Raw genomic sequence first — 16,904 nt, forward strand, 5'->3', positions numbered from 1 at the left:
CTCCGTAATGTGAGGTTAAATTTTGGCAGCGGCCTTATTGCGGCCGCGTAGCCACTCGAGAACCAGTAGCAAACAGGTGGAAAAGATGATCAGTATTGTCGCCAAGGCGGCAATGGTCGGACTGATGTTTTCGCGAATGCCGGTAAACATCTGGCGCGGCAAGGTGGTCTGGTTGGGCCCGGCCACGAACAGGGTGATGACCACTTCGTCAAACGAGGTGGCAAAGGCGAATAGTGCGCCGGAAATCAGCCCCGGCGCAATCACCGGCAGCGTGATGCGGAAAAAAGTCTTCAGCGGACCGGCGCCCAGGCTCAGGCTGGCGCGCACCAGATTGTGATTGAAGCCCTGCAGAGTGGCCGATACCGTGGTCACCACGAATGGCGCGCCGAGCGCCGCATGTATCAGGATCAGGCCGGTGTAGCTGTCGGCCAGGCCGATTTCCGCAAAGAAGATGTACACGCCGACGCCGACCACCACCGCCGGCACCACCATCGGCGAAATCAACACCGCCATCAGCAAGCCCTTGCCGGGGAAATCTGCCTTGTTCAGGCCGACCGCTGCCAGCGTGCCGAGCACGGTGGCGATCAGCGTGGCCAGCGGCGCGACGATGAAGCTGTTCTTGGCGGCGCGCACCCAGGCTTCGGAATGGATCAGATTGTCGTACCAGCGCAGCGAATAGCCGGGCATCGGATACGACAGGAAAGTGCTGTCCGAAAACGAGAGCGGAATAATCACCAGAATCGGCAGCACCAGAAATAGCAGCGCCAGCAGATTGAAGCCGCGCAGGAAAAAGAACCAGATGCGCTCGGTCAGCGATACATAGGGCGGGAATAAGGGCAAGGAAGTTTTCATGGTGTTGGTCCGGTTACATGATTACATGCTGACTTCAATTTTGGCGAAACGCCGATACAGGCCATACAGCACCAAGGTTGCCGCGAACAACAAGGCGCCGAGCGCGCAGGCCATGCCCCAGTTGAGGGTCACGTTGGTAAAGTACGCCACGTAATAGCTGACCATCTGTTCGTTCGGGCCGCCCAGCAAAGCCGGCGTGATGTAGTAGCCGAGCGCGATGATGAATACCAGCAAGCTGCCGGCACTGACGCCGGGAATAGTTTGCGGCACATACACGCGCCAAAACGCGGCAAACGGATGGCTGCCGAGCGAGATGGCGGCGCGCATATAGGTCGGTGGCACCGATTTCATCACGCTGTACAGCGGCAAGATCATGAACGGCAGCAGGATATGCGTCATCGAGATATACACGCCGATGCGGTTGAACAGCAGTTCCAGCGGCGCATGCGTCAAGCCCAGCGCCATCAGCGCGGAGTTGACCAATCCTTCCGACTGCAGCAGCACGATCCAGGATGCGACCCGTACCAGGATCGAAGTCCAGAACGGGATCAGCACCAGAATCATGAACAGATTGGAGCGCCGCTCCGACATGGTCGAGATCCAGTAGGCGAGCGGATAGCCGATCAACAGGCAGCATAAGGTTGCCACCAGGCTGATCATAAAAGTGCGGCCGAAAATCTCTTGATAGGCCGACTGGTCTGCCGGTTTTTTCTCGATATTGCCCATGCTGTCCTGCCGCATATCGACTGAGGCCAGCAGGTAATACGGCGAATATTTCGAGCCGTTTTTGGCGATCACGCGCCAGTATTCGGGCTGTGCCCACTGTTCGTCGAGCTCGATCAGCGCTTGCCGGATGCCGGCAGCCGGGATCGGCTTGCCGTCGGCATCGACGGGCGGCATCGCGCGTATCGTCTTCATGATGATCGAACGCGCACCGGGAAGCTCGCTATTGATGCGCCGGGCCAGCGTGCCGGCGGTATTTTGTTCCTTGGCCAGCGTCAAATCCTGCGCCAGCGCGACAAACGCGGCGGCGTCCGGCGTCGCCTTGCGGTCCCACTGCGACAGCGCGGCAACGGTGTGCGGCAAGGTGGCGGCCACTTCCGGATTATCGATTGCACGCTTGAGCAAGACCCCAATCGGCACCACAAAAGTGATCATCAAAAAAATCGCCAGCGGCGCAATCAGCGCCAGCGCCATGCTGCGCTTGCGCATTTGTGCCTTTCGCAAGTCGCGTTTGAGCTGCTGCACCGATGGCGCGATTAATGCCGCGTTTAGCGCAGGGTTCGGCGCAATGCCCGATGCCAGTGAAGTCATAATTTAAGACGCCAATAATAATAAAAATACTGCCCACAAAGCCGCCATGGGCAGCATCGAAACCCGTCATGTATCGCCCTTGCATGGGCACACGACGGGCGAGGAGACTCCTTATTGGACAGCCCAGGCAGTAAAACGCTGCTCCAGATCTTCGCCATGATCGGTCCAGAATTTCAGATTATTCCCAACCGCATCCTTCACATTTTTTGTCGAGGTCGGCAGGCCCGCCAGCGTTTTGGCATCCAGCAACTTCAGTGCAGTGTTGTTGGTAGGGCCGTAGGCAATTTTGCCCGCATAGTTCTTTTGCGCTTCAGCTGAACTGGCGTAGGCGATGAATTTCTCGGCGGCGGCCTTGTTTGGTGAACCCTTCGGGATCGCCCAGTAATCGAGGTCATAGATGCTGCCGGCCCAGACTACTTGCAGGTTCTTGCCTTCGCGCTGGGCGGAATCTATCCGGCCGTTGTAGGCAGTGGTCATCACCACGTCGCCGGCCACCAGAAATTGCGGCGGCTGCGCACCGGCTTCCCACCATTGGATATTCGGCTTGAGTTCAGTCATTTTTTTGAAAGCGCGCTCCACCCCGGCCTTGGTTGCCAGCACTTTGTAGACATCCTGGGTCGGCACCCCGTCGGCCATCAGGGCGAATTCCAGGTTATAGCGCGCACCCTTGCGCATGCTGCGCTTGCCGGGGAATTTTTTGACGTTCCAGAAATCGGCCCAGCCGGCAGGCGCCGTCTTGAGCTTGTCGGCGTTATACGCCAGCACAGTGGACCAGACGAAGGTGCCGACGCCGCATTCATTGATCGCTTCCGGCATGTAATCGGCTTTCTTGCCGACTTTACTGAAGTCGATTTTTTCCAGCAAACCCTCTTCACAAGCACGGCCAATCACGCCGGCTTCGATTTCCAGCACATCCCAGCTGACGTTCTTGGTTTCGACCATGGCTTTGAGTTTGGCCAGTTCACCGTTGTATTCCACCATCACCACTTTATTGCCTGTCGCTTTTTCAAACGGCTGGATATACGCGGACTTTTGGGCGGCACCGTTGGCGCCGCCAAAGTTCACGACCGTGATGTCCGCGGCCTGCGTCTGGCCGACCAGGCCGACCAGACCAACGGACAATGCAGCTGACGCCAGGATAGGTTTGATTAACAGTCTCATTGCAACTCCTCTTTATTTTATGGTTTTGGGTGGTAAAAACTAGATGAAAATACGCAAACGGTCCGGGTTCAGGTCCAGCGCCACCTGCGTTCCCTCGGCCAACCCGGACAGCGCCGGATCGCCCAGAGTCAGTTTGACGAAACAATCCTCCTGATGCGCCAATGAACAACGCACCCGCACGTGGTCGCCGAAATAAATCAGGCCGGCCACGCTCACGCGCAGCGCGTTTGGAGCGCCCGCGTCCAGCGACGCCAGCCGAATCCGCTCGGGGCGGATGCAGGCGACTGCGGCTTGCCCCACCGATGCGGCATTCGCGTTGGTGCCGGTCAGCACCGAGCCATCCGGCAGGCGCACCTTGGCGAGCGGGCCCGACACCGATTCAAGCGTGCCGACAAAGCGGTTGTTGTCGCCGATGAAGCCGGCTACAAACAGGTTTTCAGGATATTCATACAGGCGATCGACCACCGCCAATTGCTGGATGACGCCCTGGTCGAATACCGCGACCCGATCCGACATCGTCAGCGCTTCGCTTTGATCGTGGGTGACATAGACGAAGGTGACGCCGAGCCGCTGGTGCAGCGCTTTCAGTTCCAGCTGCATGTGCTCGCGCAGCTGCTTGTCGAGCGCGCCCAGCGGCTCATCCATCAGCACCAGCTTGGGATCGAACACCAGCGCGCGCGCCAGGGCGATGCGCTGCTGCTGGCCGCCGGACAGCTGGGCCGGATAGCGTTCGGCAAAATTACCCATCTGCACCATGTCGAGCGCTTGCTTGACCTTATCGGCGCGAGCGCCGGCGGCCATGCCGCGCACCTGCAGCGGGTAAGCCACGTTCTGGCCCACCGTCATGTGCGGAAACAATGCGTAGTTCTGGAACACCATGCCGATGTTGCGCTTGTGCGGCGGCACCTTGTTGAGCAATTGCCCATCCAGCAGAATTTCGCCGCCGGTGGGAAACTCGAAACCGGCCAGCATCATCAGGCAAGTGGTCTTGCCGGAGCCGGACGGCCCCAGCAAGGTCAGGAATTCGCCGCGCTGGATCTCCAGGTCCAGATGCTTGACGACCAGATTTTCGCCATCGTAGGTTTTTTGGACGCCCTTAAATGCGACCAGCGTGTCGCGCACTGCAGGTACTGGATGTGCTGTCTCTACTGCGGTATGTGCCTGATTCAAAATTGGTTCTCCATGGCGCCAGAAATCTGTCGAAACTTATGCATCAATTAAAAAAATGCGCGCGTTTTTTAATCGGGATGTCTCCCCGACTGCACTGCCATATCAGGACGCTCGATACTGCTTGATATTCTTCAAATTCTTTCTCCGGTCTCCCGACATCGGCTGCTGATGCTACTTTTTCCTTGACCGTCTTGCCTTGACCGGCGACAAACCTGCTGGTGTCAGCGCGGTCAAGGCTTTGCATTTCCAAGGCCGGCAACGCAAAAACCATGCCGCCCAGAATGCGCAGGCGCTGGCCCAGACTGCCGCCTGCCGGAACACCACTTTTTGAAGCGATCGGCCCGCTCTGCCGCGGCGCCTGCGGGCCTGTCGCTAGACATTGCGGTGCGCTCGGATGTGCGTGTGTACGTATGTGAGTGCGTGTGTGCGGAGTTTAATTTTGCGCGGTGTGCCGAACCAATGGCACAGGGCGAAACTCGGCCATGAATATGGCTAATTGCGGGTGGGATTGTGTGTGGTGCATGCGGGTTGTCTCCATCTTTATAGTTAATTGATGTTACGCACGTCACAAGCAAAACGTGTCGGAATCAGTAGGTTGGGTGTGCGATCGCGTAACCCGACATTCGCAGCCGCAAATGTCGGGTTACGCGATGAAACCGCACACCCAACCACCCAAAACCGTTTCAATCTGTGCTCAGAATAAGTGCGTAACAAGGCGGGCAATTGCAATTGCTCTCATCCTTGTACTGCGTTAAAACCGATACCGCTTATGCTTTGATGGCAAGCGCCAGTTTTTGCAATCCTTCTTCAAACACTTCCGGCTGAATCGTCAGCGGCATCAGGAAACGGACGACGTTGAAATAGATCCCGCAAGTCAGCAATACTAAGCCTTGTTCGAGCGCCTTGGCCTGCACTTTCCTGGCGAAATCCGGGTTCGGCTGCTTGCTGTCGGGATGGTTGAATTCGACTGCGATCATCGCGCCCAGGCCGCGCACATCGGCGATTTCCGGCACCTCCGAACGTAAGCCTTCCAGCGTGCTGCGCAATTGCGCACCGAGCTGATTGGCCCGCGCCACCAAGCCTTCTTCCTCGATCACGTCGATCACTGCCAGCGCCGCCGCCACTGCCAGCGGATTGCCGGCGTAGGTGCCGCCCAGGCCGCCCGGATTTGCCGCATCCATGATTTCCGCACGGCCGGTCAGGGCCGACAATGGGAAGCCGCCGGCCAGGCTTTTTGCCATCATCAGCAGGTCCGGCACTACGTCGTAGTGCTCGATGGCGAACATTTTGCCGGTGCGGGCAAAGCCGCTCTGCACTTCATCGATTACCAGCAGAATGCCGTGCAAGTCGCAGATCGCGCGCAGCTCGCGCATGAATTCCGGCGGCGTCGGATAGAAACCGCCCTCGCCCTGCACCGGTTCGATGATGATCGCGGCGACCCGTTTCGGATCGATGTCGGCCTTGAACAAGCGGTCCAGCGCTTGCAACGAATCGTCCGCCGTCACGCCATGCAGCGCCACCGGAAACGGTACGTGATACACGTCGGACGGGAACGGGCCGAAACCCACTTTATACGGCACCACTTTGCCGGTCAGCGCCATGCCCATCATGGTGCGGCCGTGAAACGCGCCGGAGAAAGCGATGATGCCGCTGCGGCCGGTGGCGACACGGGCAATCTTGACCGCATTTTCCACCGCTTCGGCACCGGTCGAGAACAGCGCGGTGCGTTTTGCATGGTTGCCGGGCGTCAGCTGATTGAGCTTTTCAGCCAGCTCGACATAACCCTGATACGGAAACACCTGGAAGCAGGTGTGGGTGAATTTTTGCAGCTGGGCTTCCACCGCAGCGACGATCTTCGGATGGCAGTGGCCGGTATTGAGCACGCCGATGCCGCCGGTGAAGTCGATATAGCGGCGGCCTTCGACATCCCACACCTCGGAATTCTTGGCATGATCGACATAGATCTGGGTCATCACGCTGACGCCGCGCACGGTGGCGGCTTCTTTGCGCTGCTGCAGGGTTTGGTTGCTTATTTCCATGAGTTCTCCGTTAATATTATTTTTGACCGGGGCGCAACCCGCGGAACTGATGCAGGGCGGGTGCAACCCGTATTTTGGTGCGGCAAAACTATCTGTTCTTCACCTACACTACCAACTGTATTTTTAAGAACCGCATATGAATAATGCGGAAAACATGGTGTTTTGAAGCATACCCCCATGTATTTATTAAATTACCGAAGTGGCTGGCTGGCTTTTTGCCAGCGTCTCATCGACTCCGATGGTCATTCTGTGGAACTATATTAATAGGATTCTGGCGTTATACTTTAGAGCCAGTTTGATTTATTTGATGGAGCCACTTTGCGCATAGCCTCGTTACCGGATTTTTTATTGCAACGCATCGATCGCGCCACCGGTGGGCCGGTCAATCGCCAGATATATCAAGTGCTGCGCGAAGCCATCCTGTCGCATCAATTGCCGGCCGGCTTGCAGCTGCCGTCCTCTCGCGAACTGGCGCACGAGCTGGCGATGTCGCGCAATACCGTAACCCACGCCTACGAACAATTGATCGCCGAGGGATATCTGGAAACGCGCGCGGGCGCCGGCACTTTTATTGCCGATACGGTGCCGGATCAGATCGTCGACGTGCGCCAGAACAGCCGCAGCGACACCGACCATCCCGGCCATGCCGGCTTGTCCAGCCGCGGCGCGCAACTGATCCGGCGCGCCGGCGTCAGCCCCTTGCAGTGGGGCGCGTTCATGCCGGGGGTGCCGGATGTCACGCAATTCCCCAGCAAGGTGTGGAGCCGGCTGCAGAATAAACACTGGCGCCGTTCGCGCGCCGATCTGCTGAGCTACGGCCAGGGCGGCGGCTACCTGCCGTTGCGGGAAGCGATTGCCGAATACCTGCGGGTGGCGCGCTCGGTCAATTGCCGCACCGACCAAATCATCATTACCACCGGCATCCACCAGTCGATCGATCTGGCCGCCAAATTGCTGGGTGAGCACGGCGATCAGGCCTGGGTCGAGGAACCCTGCTACTGGGGCACCCGCAGCGTTTGCCAGTCGCTGGGCATCGAGCCGGTGCCGATCCCGGTCGATGCCGAAGGCATGCAAGTGCCCCAGACCGCGCTGTCACATCCGGCGCATCCGCCGCGCTTCATCTTCGTGACGCCGTCGCATCAATATCCGCTCGGCACTGTGATGAGCCTGTCGCGCCGACGCCTGCTGCTGGAATACGCGGCCGCGCATAAGGCGTGGATCATGGAAGACGATTACGACAGCGAATTCCGCTACGGCAGCCGGCCGCTGGCGTCATTGCAGGGCCTCGATACGCACGAGCGCGTGCTGTACATGGGCACCTTCAGCAAGACCATGTTTCCCGGGCTGCGCATCGGTTTTCTGGTGGTGCCGGAAGGGTTGTCGGAAGCCTTCGCCACCGGGCACTCCGAGCTGTATCGCGGCGGCCAGGTATTTACCGAGGCCATCCTGGCCGACTTCATGACCGAAGGTTATTTTGCCTCGCACATCCGGCGCATGCGGGTGTTGTACGGCGAGCGCCTGCGCTTGCTGCAACAGGCCATCGAGCGCCATTTCGGCGACGCCATCGATTTTTCCGACGGCGACGCCGGCCTGCATCTGGCGCTGCATCTGCCGCCCGGCTGCGACGACCTGACCATCTGCGGCGAAGCCCGCGCAGCCGGCATCATCACCCGCCCGTTGTCGGGCTATTACATGCAGGCTGACAACGCCAGACGCGGCCTGATGCTGGGTTATGCCTGCGTGCCGAACGAGCAGATCGCGCCCGCGTTCGACAAGCTGGCCGGCATCATCAAGGGGCACTGGCCGGCGTAATCCCATTCACAAGCACCCGGCGCACTGAAAGCAGGAAGGAAGAAATGACAATAAAGCCCTGCAGACCGGACATCTTGTTGTGCTGCAAGAATCTTGTGCTTTTGAAGTGCCATGCTGGTTGGATAGCGGCAATCGAACCCAAACCTGACGCTCCTGCTTCGTAAAACCGGATGGTCAACACAGAGTTCCCCCAGCGCATTTGTACGCCTAAGACCTTTAGCACCGCCCCGTTACGCAGCCCCCAGTAGCTGCTTGCGCAAAAATATCAGAAACAATATTGATAACGCTTTTTATTAATAGTAAATATCGCCCCCGATACTTCCTCAAAATTTCATGCCCCTCTATGTCCCACTTGCACACATGACTTTTCAAATCCAACACACTATTCTTGATGCCATAGCAACAGACGCTCTGCATAGCACCACGAAGGTGTGGGCGCGATGCGAGCGATTTGTACATCGTCGCGCTTGAGCCACTTCGCGGCCATGGCACGCGTGATATTGAAGACCTTGGCCGCCTCGCGGTCGGACAGTCCTGAGTCCTTGATCTCCTGGCGGACCTTTGGGGTGGTACGGGCCTGCGGATGAATGCGTGTGTTCACGCTATCGAAAGTTCCGACGATGGGTTGCAATGAAGGGGCGACTGCCGCTTTAAGCCGGCAATCAACTCGTCAAGCACGGCCTTGGCGCGAAACAGAGCCACGCTACGACGAGGAACATGATCACATGAAACTCCACACATAACGGGTAGCTATTTCACTAGCGTTTCTTTCATTTTAGTTTAATGTCGAAATCCCAGTAAGGCTCGGGACCGAAACGTTCGGCGAGAAAATCGATAAAGCTGCGCACCTTGGGCGGCAAAAACTTACGATTCGGATAAACCGCAAATACGGTCAGGTCATCGGCCTCCCAGTCCGAAAGAATGTGCACCAGCTTCTTTTCCCGTAGTGCCTCATAGATCAGGAAGGTCGGTTGCAGAATCACGCCAAGACCTTCGATGGCAGCATTACTCAGGATATCGCCACTGTTGCCCCGTAGATCTCCGGAAACCAGAACCTTCCGCTCCACGCCTTTGCGCCTGAAGTGCCACTCGTTTGGCAAGCTCACATAGGCGTAGGAAAGGCAATTGTGGTCGGCAAGCTCCTCGGGCGATTTTGGCACTCCATGTTTTTTCAAATAACCGGGTGAGGCGCAAGTCACAATACGCGCGCGTGTGAGCTTGCGCGCGATTAACCCGGGATGAATTTGCGTAGCGACGCGTATTCCAAGATCAAATCCCTCCTCGACCAGATCGACCACGCGGTCGTTCAGCGTGACATCGACTTGAACGCCCGGATATCGCCGCAGATACTCAGTGATCGCCCAACCCAAATGACGCACGCCAAAGGCATGCGAGGAGGCCACCCGCAACGTTCCACGCGGAACCGAGGCCGCCTGTGCCACCGAACTCTCGGCTTCCTCGACCATGGCCAGCACCTGAGCGGCTCGCTCGTAATAGTCGTTGCCTGCCTCTGTGAGCGATAGCTTACGCGTAGTTCGATTGAGTAGCCGAACTCCCAGGTGCCCTTCGAGTTGCGCCACATAACGCGTGGCCATACCGCGCGACAGATCGAGCTTGTTCGCGGCACCGGCAAAGCTGCCAGCATCCACGACTGCGGTAAATACCCGCATGCTCGCCACAATGTCGATCGTCATGATTGTTTGATTAAATTGAATAGTAAGTTGTTATTTTGCTGGTTTATCTTCTATCGTGCAACTGGTTAAATGTGGTCATCAGATGCCGGAATGGTTCCGACTCTGATCAAAACCACTCCACGGAGGCTCTACATGAAAATTACATTAATCGGCGCAGGCAACATGGGCTCTGGCCTGGCCAAACAAATCACTAAGGCGGGACACACGCTGGTTATCACCGGCCGCGACTCTGCAAAAGCAAAGGATCTGGCAGAAACGACTGGCGCTACTTTCAAAGCGTTGAATGCAGCAGAAGGCGCCGATGTCGTGATCGTCGCAACCGGGTATGGCGATGCGGTGACAGCATTGGGTACAGTCGGTGATCTCGCTGGCAAAGTCGTGATCGACATCACCAATCCTCTGACAGCAGATTACTCGGGACTGACCATCGGGCATAGCACGTCGGCTGCGGAGGAAATCCAGAAAGCATTTCCGACAGCCAAGGTCGTCAAAGCCTTCAACACGGTATTTGCTCAAACGCTTGCAAGCGGCCCGTCGCTTGACGGTGAAATTGTTCCAGTGCATTTCGCCGGCGATGAACCTGCTGCAAAGGAAACAGTCAAGGCGCTGATCCAAAGCACAGGCTTTGCGGCGGTAGATGCCGGTGGCCTGAAGAACGCGCGCTATCTGGAGCCTCTCGGTGGGCTGAATATCTACTTTGGCTACGGCGCGGGCAAAGGTACGGCAATCGCCCCCAAGTGGATTGGAATTTAGTAAACAGACTAATCAAGGAGAAACTTATGCAAACGAATACTCAACAAGGCACGGCGAACGCGGTCTCCGATTGGGCCGCGCTCATTGGTCGTCTCGGGCTTGCCGCACTCTTTCTGTGGTCCGGTTACGGCAAGCTCGCACATTCGGCCGGAATGGTTGGATACATGACAGCCTATGGCATGCCTGCAGCGGATATTCTGGTCTGGCCCGTGGCTCTGGTCGAAGTGTTCGCGGGTGCAATGCTGGCTCTGGGTTGGAAGACGCGCTGGGCGGCACTGGCGCTGATCGTGTTTACGCTTCCCACCATATTCATCTTTCATGCGTACTGGAGCGTTCCAGCTGATCAGGTCATGAATCAGCAGATTCATTTCATGAAAAACCTGGCGATCCTGGGTGGACTGCTGACCGTGTTCGCACACGGTTCCGCAGGCTATGCACTTGATCGGCGGTAATCGACGCCAATCAATTATCCACGCCAACAACATTTTTGAGGATTGCTGCCATGAGTATGCCCACACTGTTCATTTCCCACGGGTCGCCGATGCTGGCGATCGAGGACAGCGCCGCGCACCGTTTTCTGCTGGGGCTAGGCAAAGCGCTGCCTCGGCCAAAGGCGATCATCGTCATCTCCGCACATTGGGAATCGACGGGCGGCCAAGTGGTCAGCCTTGCATCGCATCCTGAGACCATTCATGACTTCGGCGGTTTTCCGGAAGCGCTGTTTGAGATTCAATACCCGGCGCCAGGCGCGCCCGACACTGCGGCCCGTGCAGCGGAATTGCTGGAGCAGGCTGGCTTTGACGTCGGGCGCAGCGCGACGCGCGGTCTCGACCATGGTGCCTGGGTGCCATTGCATTTGATGTATCCGGAAGCCGATATTCCTGTCGCGCAGATTTCGCTGCGACGCGGCGCATCGCCAACCGAAAACGAGAAAATGGGAAAAGCGCTGCGCAAGCTTCGCGAGGATGGCGCTCTGATCATCGGGTCTGGTTCACTCACGCACAACCTGTATGCATTTCGCGGCACATCCATCGACGCGGAGGTCCCGTCATGGGTCAGCGATTTTGGTGCATGGATGCATGCCAAACTGCAAACAAACCAGCGTGAGGCGCTGCTGGATTACCGTGCGCAGGCGCCGTTCGCGGTGCGCAACCATCCGACCGAAGAGCACCTGTTGCCGCTGTTCGTGGCAATGGGTGCTTCTGGAGAGGGGTCGAAAGTGGAACGTCTGCACGCGAGCTATGAATATGGCGTGCTGGCGATGGATCTCTATGCCTTTTCATAGCGGACAAAGGATTTCCAAAAATTGGCAACAACGTCAAAATCAAATGCAGCGCTGAATGTAAAAGGAATCACCATGACTCACAGCTTAATGACAACGATTGCCCAACCCGTCTTGCCGCTGGTTCACCGGGTGCGCGCTCCACAAAACGGTTCAACCACCGGTTCACCATGCCTGATCCTGTTGCACGGGGTTGGCGGCAATGAAGCAAACCTGATCGATTTTGCGCAACAGCAGGATCCCCGCCTGACCGTGATTCTTGCGCGCGGACCTATCGCAGTCGGTCCAAACATGTATGGCTGGTTCAACGTCAATTTCACGTCCTCAGGACCGGTGATCAATCCCGCACAGGCGGAGCAGTCGCGCCAGACGCTGATTGATTTCATCGACGCATTACCCGCTGCATACGGCAATGATGCGAATCGGATTTGGATCGCCGGCTTCAGCCAGGGTGGCATCCTCAGCGCCAGTGTCGGATTGACGCGACCAGACAAGGTTGCCGGATTCGGCATTTTGAGCGGTCGCATCCTGCCGGAGATCGCGCCTTTGATCGCAACGTCCGAGGCGTTCGCCACGCTGCAGGCCTTCGTCTCGCATGGTGTTCGCGACAGCAAGCTTTCGATTGAATTCGCGCGCTCTGCGCAGCGCCTTTTGAATGAAAGAAAGGTGAATCTGACTTATCGGGAATATGAAGCTGATCATGAATTCAACGGCGCGATGCAGCGCGACTTCAGCCATTGGATCGCGCAGCAGCTGGATAGCGCGCGCAGCGCCGAGCGCGAACAGGAATGAAAAAATGAACAGAGTCGAGGTACTGGCAGAATTACTTGATGACGCGTGCATTCAGGCAAAGGCAATTGCGCCATTGAGTAATCTTCATGCATTGACGATGGATCAAGCATACGGGATTCAACATGCGTCCATTGCTCGACGCATTGCCAGGGGCGAGCGTATTGTTGGGATCAAAATGGGATTCACCAGCGAAGCCAAAATGCGCCAGATGGGCGTCAAGGATCAGATATCAGGATGGCTAACCGACGTCATGCACGTAAAAAGCGGCGCATCGATTTCGTTGGAAAAATACATTCATCCGCGTTGCGAACCGGAAATCGCATTTCTGTTGAAGCGTGCGCTGCCGGGCGGCGCAACCGAGGAAGAAGCATTGGATGCCATTGGTCGACATGAGACAATGCCAAATTGCCGTAGTAGTCGGCAGCCTTCGCAATGAATTCTTCAACTGGAAGCTGGCGAGTACCATTGCAAAATTAGCTTCAGCGGAATTTGCGTTCAAACAAATCGAGATTGGCTATTTACCGCTTTACAACCAGCTGAATCTCCTGTTGCACCACACCCCCATCGTGCCGATCGTCGGTGTGATACCGGCTCAAGCACCAGCGCCAGGCCGGCATGTTGCAAGTTGCCACCCATGGACCGGCTTGCTAACCCTAGATTGATATTGAATGAGTAACTCAGAAAATCCCCCCGTTCTACTGCTGGTAAGTCGTCATGCGAAATTCGGATATGAATCCCAGTTTGAGTGTCTGATGGCCGAGTTCATAGCCAGAGCAGAGGATTTTCCAGGGTGCCTCGGTGCGCAGATAGTGCATCCCGGCGATGAGGTTGGTGTTGGAGATACCTTGTATCACGCCTTGATGGCATTTGATAACACAGTAAGTCTCAAAGTCTGGCAAAACTCCCCTGAGCGCGCTGGGGGATTAGCCACCATTGCTCCCTATATCGAAGGCGCCGCAATGGTGCGTGGAATTTCGGGATTGGCGCACTGGTTTCAGCCGCAACGTAGCAACAAGGCAGGACAACCACCGCGCTGGAAAGTGGCAGTGGTTACTTGGTTAGGGATATTCCCAACTGTGTACTTGTTATTTCTATTATTGGGAGATTTATTGGCCCCTTGGTCTCTACTATCTCGCATTTTTCTCTTAACCATATTAGTAGTCGCCATCATGACTTGGGGTGTTGCACCACAACTGACAAGGCTACTCAGGACTTGGCTTTATCCCGCGGCTATACCCAAGAGTGAATCGTAATCGCTACGGCGTTCCCACCAGCGTTGCCGGCCAGGCAGTTTCTATTGGTACCACAGCAGATTAGGTGCGCATCGTGGCCCATGGCAGAATTATTGCCGCACATCCCAGTGTGTTGGGCTGTGACCAATTGATCTGCAGTCCATGGCATTACCTGCCGGTGCTTGAGAAGAAGCCAGATGCACTGCGAACGGTGCGGCACTCGTTGCATGGGACTTGCCCAGACCCATTCAGATCGCGCGTGCTGCATTCTGAAACAAACCAAGGGTGGCCGCGCCTTTGTCGAACTGCTGATACTTGCAGGGTAAGCTGGCCTAGATGCGTTCATAGTGGCCTGTGAGCTGACGCTGGAATGCGGTGTTGTCGGCTCCGCCGTCGTGATAAATGAATTACGCAGGCTCATCGTCCCCCATTTGTCCATTGATTACGCGACGAGTTTAAAGCGCTGCAGCTTTATGGCATGGCCACTGCATGAAGTGAACGGCTAGCAGAAAAACCAAAGCAGACACATCCTCCAGAAAGCTGGATGGAGCGCCTGATTGCGGCAGAACAAACGGATCGCCAACTCAAGAGCCTGCTGCGCTATCAAGGGTCAGCTCACGAAACGGAAAAATCGTACGCATGCGACGTGAAGTCGCACCAATTATGGTCTCGCCCCGTAAGGGCGAAGTGAGACCCGTTGTTCCTTCAACGGTAGAGGATGGTCGACAAAGCGAATCTTCAGACCCCGAGGCAGTCCGCCAAAAATTTTTTGCATTCAAACTGCACCCCATTTGACATAAAGCCCCTTGCGCGAATTTAGCCTAGACATCATCAGCGCAGGAAGTTGACAGACGTCCCTCGCCAATTGGCCGGCGGCGGGCGAATGCCCCCCTATAAAGCGCTTACATGACCGACCGGTACACTGGCCGAGTGCTGCCGCTCGGCGCACCTCCAAATTCACAAAAACATCGGATCAGCACCAAGCTCCGGCTATTCGCGCATACAGCTGTGCGTATTTTTAAAAGTGCAGTAGATACATGCGAAAGAATGCCTGTTTTTACTACGACTCCACTTTATTGTGAAATACCTGTATCTATTCAGCCTGCTATGCGATTGATATCCAAGTGACTGCTTTATGTCATTGGCGGTTGTATTGACGCTGTTTTTGATGTTAGGCCGCTGGGGACGCAGCCGTTTGTGTGCTGCAGAAAATGGATCAGAAATGAAGGCTGTCTGAGGTGTAGCAGGGGTTTCGTGGGGCACTGCCCCACGCCTGCGTAACGGTATCCGCTTGCAAGCGGATATGCGCCCTGCAAGGGAAGCGAGTTCCTTCATTTCCCATTTTTTGCAGCACACAAACGGGTACCCGAAGGGCAAGTCTGCGGTCGCCTTTCTTTTGCTTACTTTTCTTTGGCGAAGCAAAGAAAAGTGATTCGTTGGACTATAGTCCAACCTATCGGGCTACCCCCGACAAAGCATCTACGAAGAGTGCAGCGATTAATTAAGTCGTCGACTTTGCAGTCACCCTCTCCCCCAAGGCAGCGGAAGGCATAGATCGGGTGAATGTGCTTTACACCAGCCCCTGCTGCCGCAACGCGGCAATCTGGTCGGCCTGCAGCCCCAGCATCTCACCCAGCACAACATCGGTATGCTGGCCCAGCATCGGCGGTGCTTGCATCGCCACCGTCGCGTCGCCGGAAAAACGCACCGGATGGCGAACCTGCGGCACGCTGCCGGCGCTCGGATGCGGCACGTCGACTCGCATCTCACGTGCCTGCACCTGCGGGTCGGCAAACACTTGCGCCAGATTATTGATCGGCCCGCACGGCACGCCGACCGCTTCCAGCGCTTCTGCCAGTTGCGGCCCGCGCCACGTTTGCAGCGCTGCGGTAATCAGCGGCAGCAGCAGATCGCGGTGCTGGACCCGCGCCGGATTGCTGGCAAAGCGCGGGTCTGCGCTCCACTCGGGACGGCCCAACACCCGGCACAAGCTGGCGAACTGGCCATCGTTGCCGACCGCAATCACGATTTGCCCGTCGCCGGTTTCGAACGCCTGATACGGCACGATATTCGGATGCGCATTGCCCCAGCGCTGCGGCACGGTGCCACTGACCAGATAATTCATGCCGACATTAGCCAGCATCGCCACTTGCACGTCGAGCAGCGCGACATCGATATAGCGGCCTTCGCCGGTGCGTTCGCGATTGGCCAGCGCCGCCAGAATCGCGCTGCTGGCATACATGCCGGTCATCACGTCTACCACCGCAACGCCGACTTTTTGCGGGCCGCCGCCGGGCAACGCGTCGCGCTCGCCGGTAATGCTCATCAAGCCGCCGACGGCCTGGATCGCAAAGTCGTAACCGGGCCGCGACGCATACGGGCCGGTCTGGCCGAAGCCGGTGATCGAGCAATAAATCAGGCGCGGATTGAGCGCCTTTAAAGATTCGTAATCCAGCCCGTATTTCTGCAGGCTGCCGACCTTGTAATTCTCGATCAGGACGTCGGCTTGCGCCACCAGTTGGCGCAGCAATGCCGCGCCTTCCGGTTTGGCGAAATCGAGCGTGACCGATTGCTTGCCGCGGTTGGCCGACAGGTAATAGGCGGCTTCGCTGGTCAGGTTGCCGTTGGCATCTTTGGCAAACGGCGGCCCCCAGTGGCGGGTATCGTCGCCGACACCCGGCTTTTCGATCTTGATGACCGTCGCGCCATAATCGGCCAGGAGTTGCGTGCACCACGGCCCTGCCAGCACACGCGTCAGATCCAGCACCTTGATGTCGGGAAGCAGGCTCATGGCATCATCCCG

15 protein-coding genes and 1 pseudogene are annotated in these 16,904 nt (G+C 57.1%); 7 read left to right on the plus strand and 9 right to left on the minus strand.

The window, feature by feature from the left end:
- Nucleotides 1-15 precede the first annotated feature (15 nt).
- The 6 genes from FKCLFG_RS15510 to gabT form a co-directional block, all read right to left on the minus strand.
- Nucleotides 16-852 carry an ABC transporter permease gene (locus tag FKCLFG_RS15510; RefSeq protein WP_472613963.1) on the minus strand — a complete coding sequence of 279 codons (837 nt, stop codon included), beginning with the start codon at nt 850-852 and terminating at the stop codon, nt 16-18.
- A gap of 21 nt (nt 853-873) precedes the next feature.
- Nucleotides 874-2,166: an ABC transporter permease gene (locus FKCLFG_RS15515; RefSeq protein WP_472613964.1), complete on the minus strand. Its 1,293-nt coding sequence runs from the start codon at nt 2,164-2,166 to the stop codon at nt 874-876.
- A gap of 111 nt (nt 2,167-2,277) precedes the next feature.
- Nucleotides 2,278-3,327 (minus strand): ABC transporter substrate-binding protein, encoded by a 1,050-nt coding sequence (locus FKCLFG_RS15520; protein WP_472613965.1) that lies wholly within the window; start codon nt 3,325-3,327, stop codon nt 2,278-2,280.
- Between the two features lie 39 nt (nt 3,328-3,366).
- The gene (locus FKCLFG_RS15525; protein WP_472613966.1) at nt 3,367-4,497 is read right to left on the minus strand and encodes an ABC transporter ATP-binding protein; all 1,131 of its coding nucleotides are present in this window, start codon (nt 4,495-4,497) and stop codon (nt 3,367-3,369) included.
- A 43-nt stretch (nt 4,498-4,540) separates the two neighbouring features.
- The gene (locus FKCLFG_RS15530) at nt 4,541-4,741 is read right to left on the minus strand and encodes a hypothetical protein (RefSeq protein WP_472613967.1); all 201 of its coding nucleotides are present in this window, start codon (nt 4,739-4,741) and stop codon (nt 4,541-4,543) included.
- A gap of 523 nt (nt 4,742-5,264) precedes the next feature.
- Complete coding sequence (gene gabT, locus FKCLFG_RS15535; protein ID WP_472615878.1) at nt 5,265-6,530, minus strand: 4-aminobutyrate--2-oxoglutarate transaminase; 1,266 nt, start codon at nt 6,528-6,530, stop codon at nt 5,265-5,267.
- A 324-nt stretch (nt 6,531-6,854) separates the two neighbouring features.
- Here gabT and pdxR point away from each other — a divergent pair, with 324 nt between their 5' ends.
- Entirely contained in the window at nt 6,855-8,348 is a 1,494-nt protein-coding gene (gene pdxR / locus FKCLFG_RS15540; RefSeq protein WP_472613968.1) for a MocR-like pyridoxine biosynthesis transcription factor PdxR, read from the plus strand.
- 428 nt (nt 8,349-8,776) lie between these two features.
- On the opposite strand, the pseudogene FKCLFG_RS15545 reads toward pdxR, so the two are convergent.
- A pseudogene (locus tag FKCLFG_RS15545) lies at nt 8,777-8,949 on the minus strand (IS481 family transposase); the annotation flags it as partial.
- A gap of 169 nt (nt 8,950-9,118) precedes the next feature.
- A complete protein-coding gene (locus tag FKCLFG_RS15550) occupies nt 9,119-10,042 on the minus strand; it encodes a LysR family transcriptional regulator (protein ID WP_472613969.1) in 924 nt (307 codons plus the stop codon).
- Between the two features lie 132 nt (nt 10,043-10,174).
- Here FKCLFG_RS15550 and FKCLFG_RS15555 point away from each other — a divergent pair, with 132 nt between their 5' ends.
- The 6 genes from FKCLFG_RS15555 (at nt 10,175) to FKCLFG_RS15580 (ending at nt 14,122) form a co-directional block, all read left to right on the plus strand.
- A complete protein-coding gene (locus tag FKCLFG_RS15555) occupies nt 10,175-10,795 on the plus strand; it encodes an NADPH-dependent F420 reductase (RefSeq protein ID WP_472613970.1) in 621 nt (206 codons plus the stop codon).
- A gap of 26 nt (nt 10,796-10,821) precedes the next feature.
- A complete protein-coding gene (locus FKCLFG_RS15560) occupies nt 10,822-11,247 on the plus strand; it encodes a DoxX family protein (protein WP_472613971.1) in 426 nt (141 codons plus the stop codon).
- A 50-nt stretch (nt 11,248-11,297) separates the two neighbouring features.
- Nucleotides 11,298-12,080: a DODA-type extradiol aromatic ring-opening family dioxygenase gene (locus FKCLFG_RS15565; RefSeq protein WP_472613972.1), complete on the plus strand. Its 783-nt coding sequence runs from the start codon at nt 11,298-11,300 to the stop codon at nt 12,078-12,080.
- A 72-nt stretch (nt 12,081-12,152) separates the two neighbouring features.
- Nucleotides 12,153-12,869 (plus strand): alpha/beta hydrolase, encoded by a 717-nt coding sequence (locus FKCLFG_RS15570; protein ID WP_472613973.1) that lies wholly within the window; start codon nt 12,153-12,155, stop codon nt 12,867-12,869.
- Between the two features lie 4 nt (nt 12,870-12,873).
- Nucleotides 12,874-13,305, plus strand: a complete 432-nt coding sequence (locus FKCLFG_RS15575; RefSeq protein ID WP_472613974.1) for a 2-keto-4-pentenoate hydratase — start codon at nt 12,874-12,876, stop codon at nt 13,303-13,305.
- 232 nt (nt 13,306-13,537) lie between these two features.
- Complete coding sequence (locus FKCLFG_RS15580; RefSeq protein ID WP_472613975.1) at nt 13,538-14,122, plus strand: hypothetical protein; 585 nt, start codon at nt 13,538-13,540, stop codon at nt 14,120-14,122.
- A gap of 1,549 nt (nt 14,123-15,671) precedes the next feature.
- Here FKCLFG_RS15580 and FKCLFG_RS15585 read toward each other — a convergent pair.
- The gene (locus FKCLFG_RS15585) at nt 15,672-16,892 is read right to left on the minus strand and encodes a CaiB/BaiF CoA transferase family protein (protein ID WP_472613976.1); all 1,221 of its coding nucleotides are present in this window, start codon (nt 16,890-16,892) and stop codon (nt 15,672-15,674) included.
- Between the last annotated feature and the right edge of the window lie 12 nt (nt 16,893-16,904).

The sequence above is a fragment of the Gelidimonas denitrificans genome, from assembly GCF_055694065.1.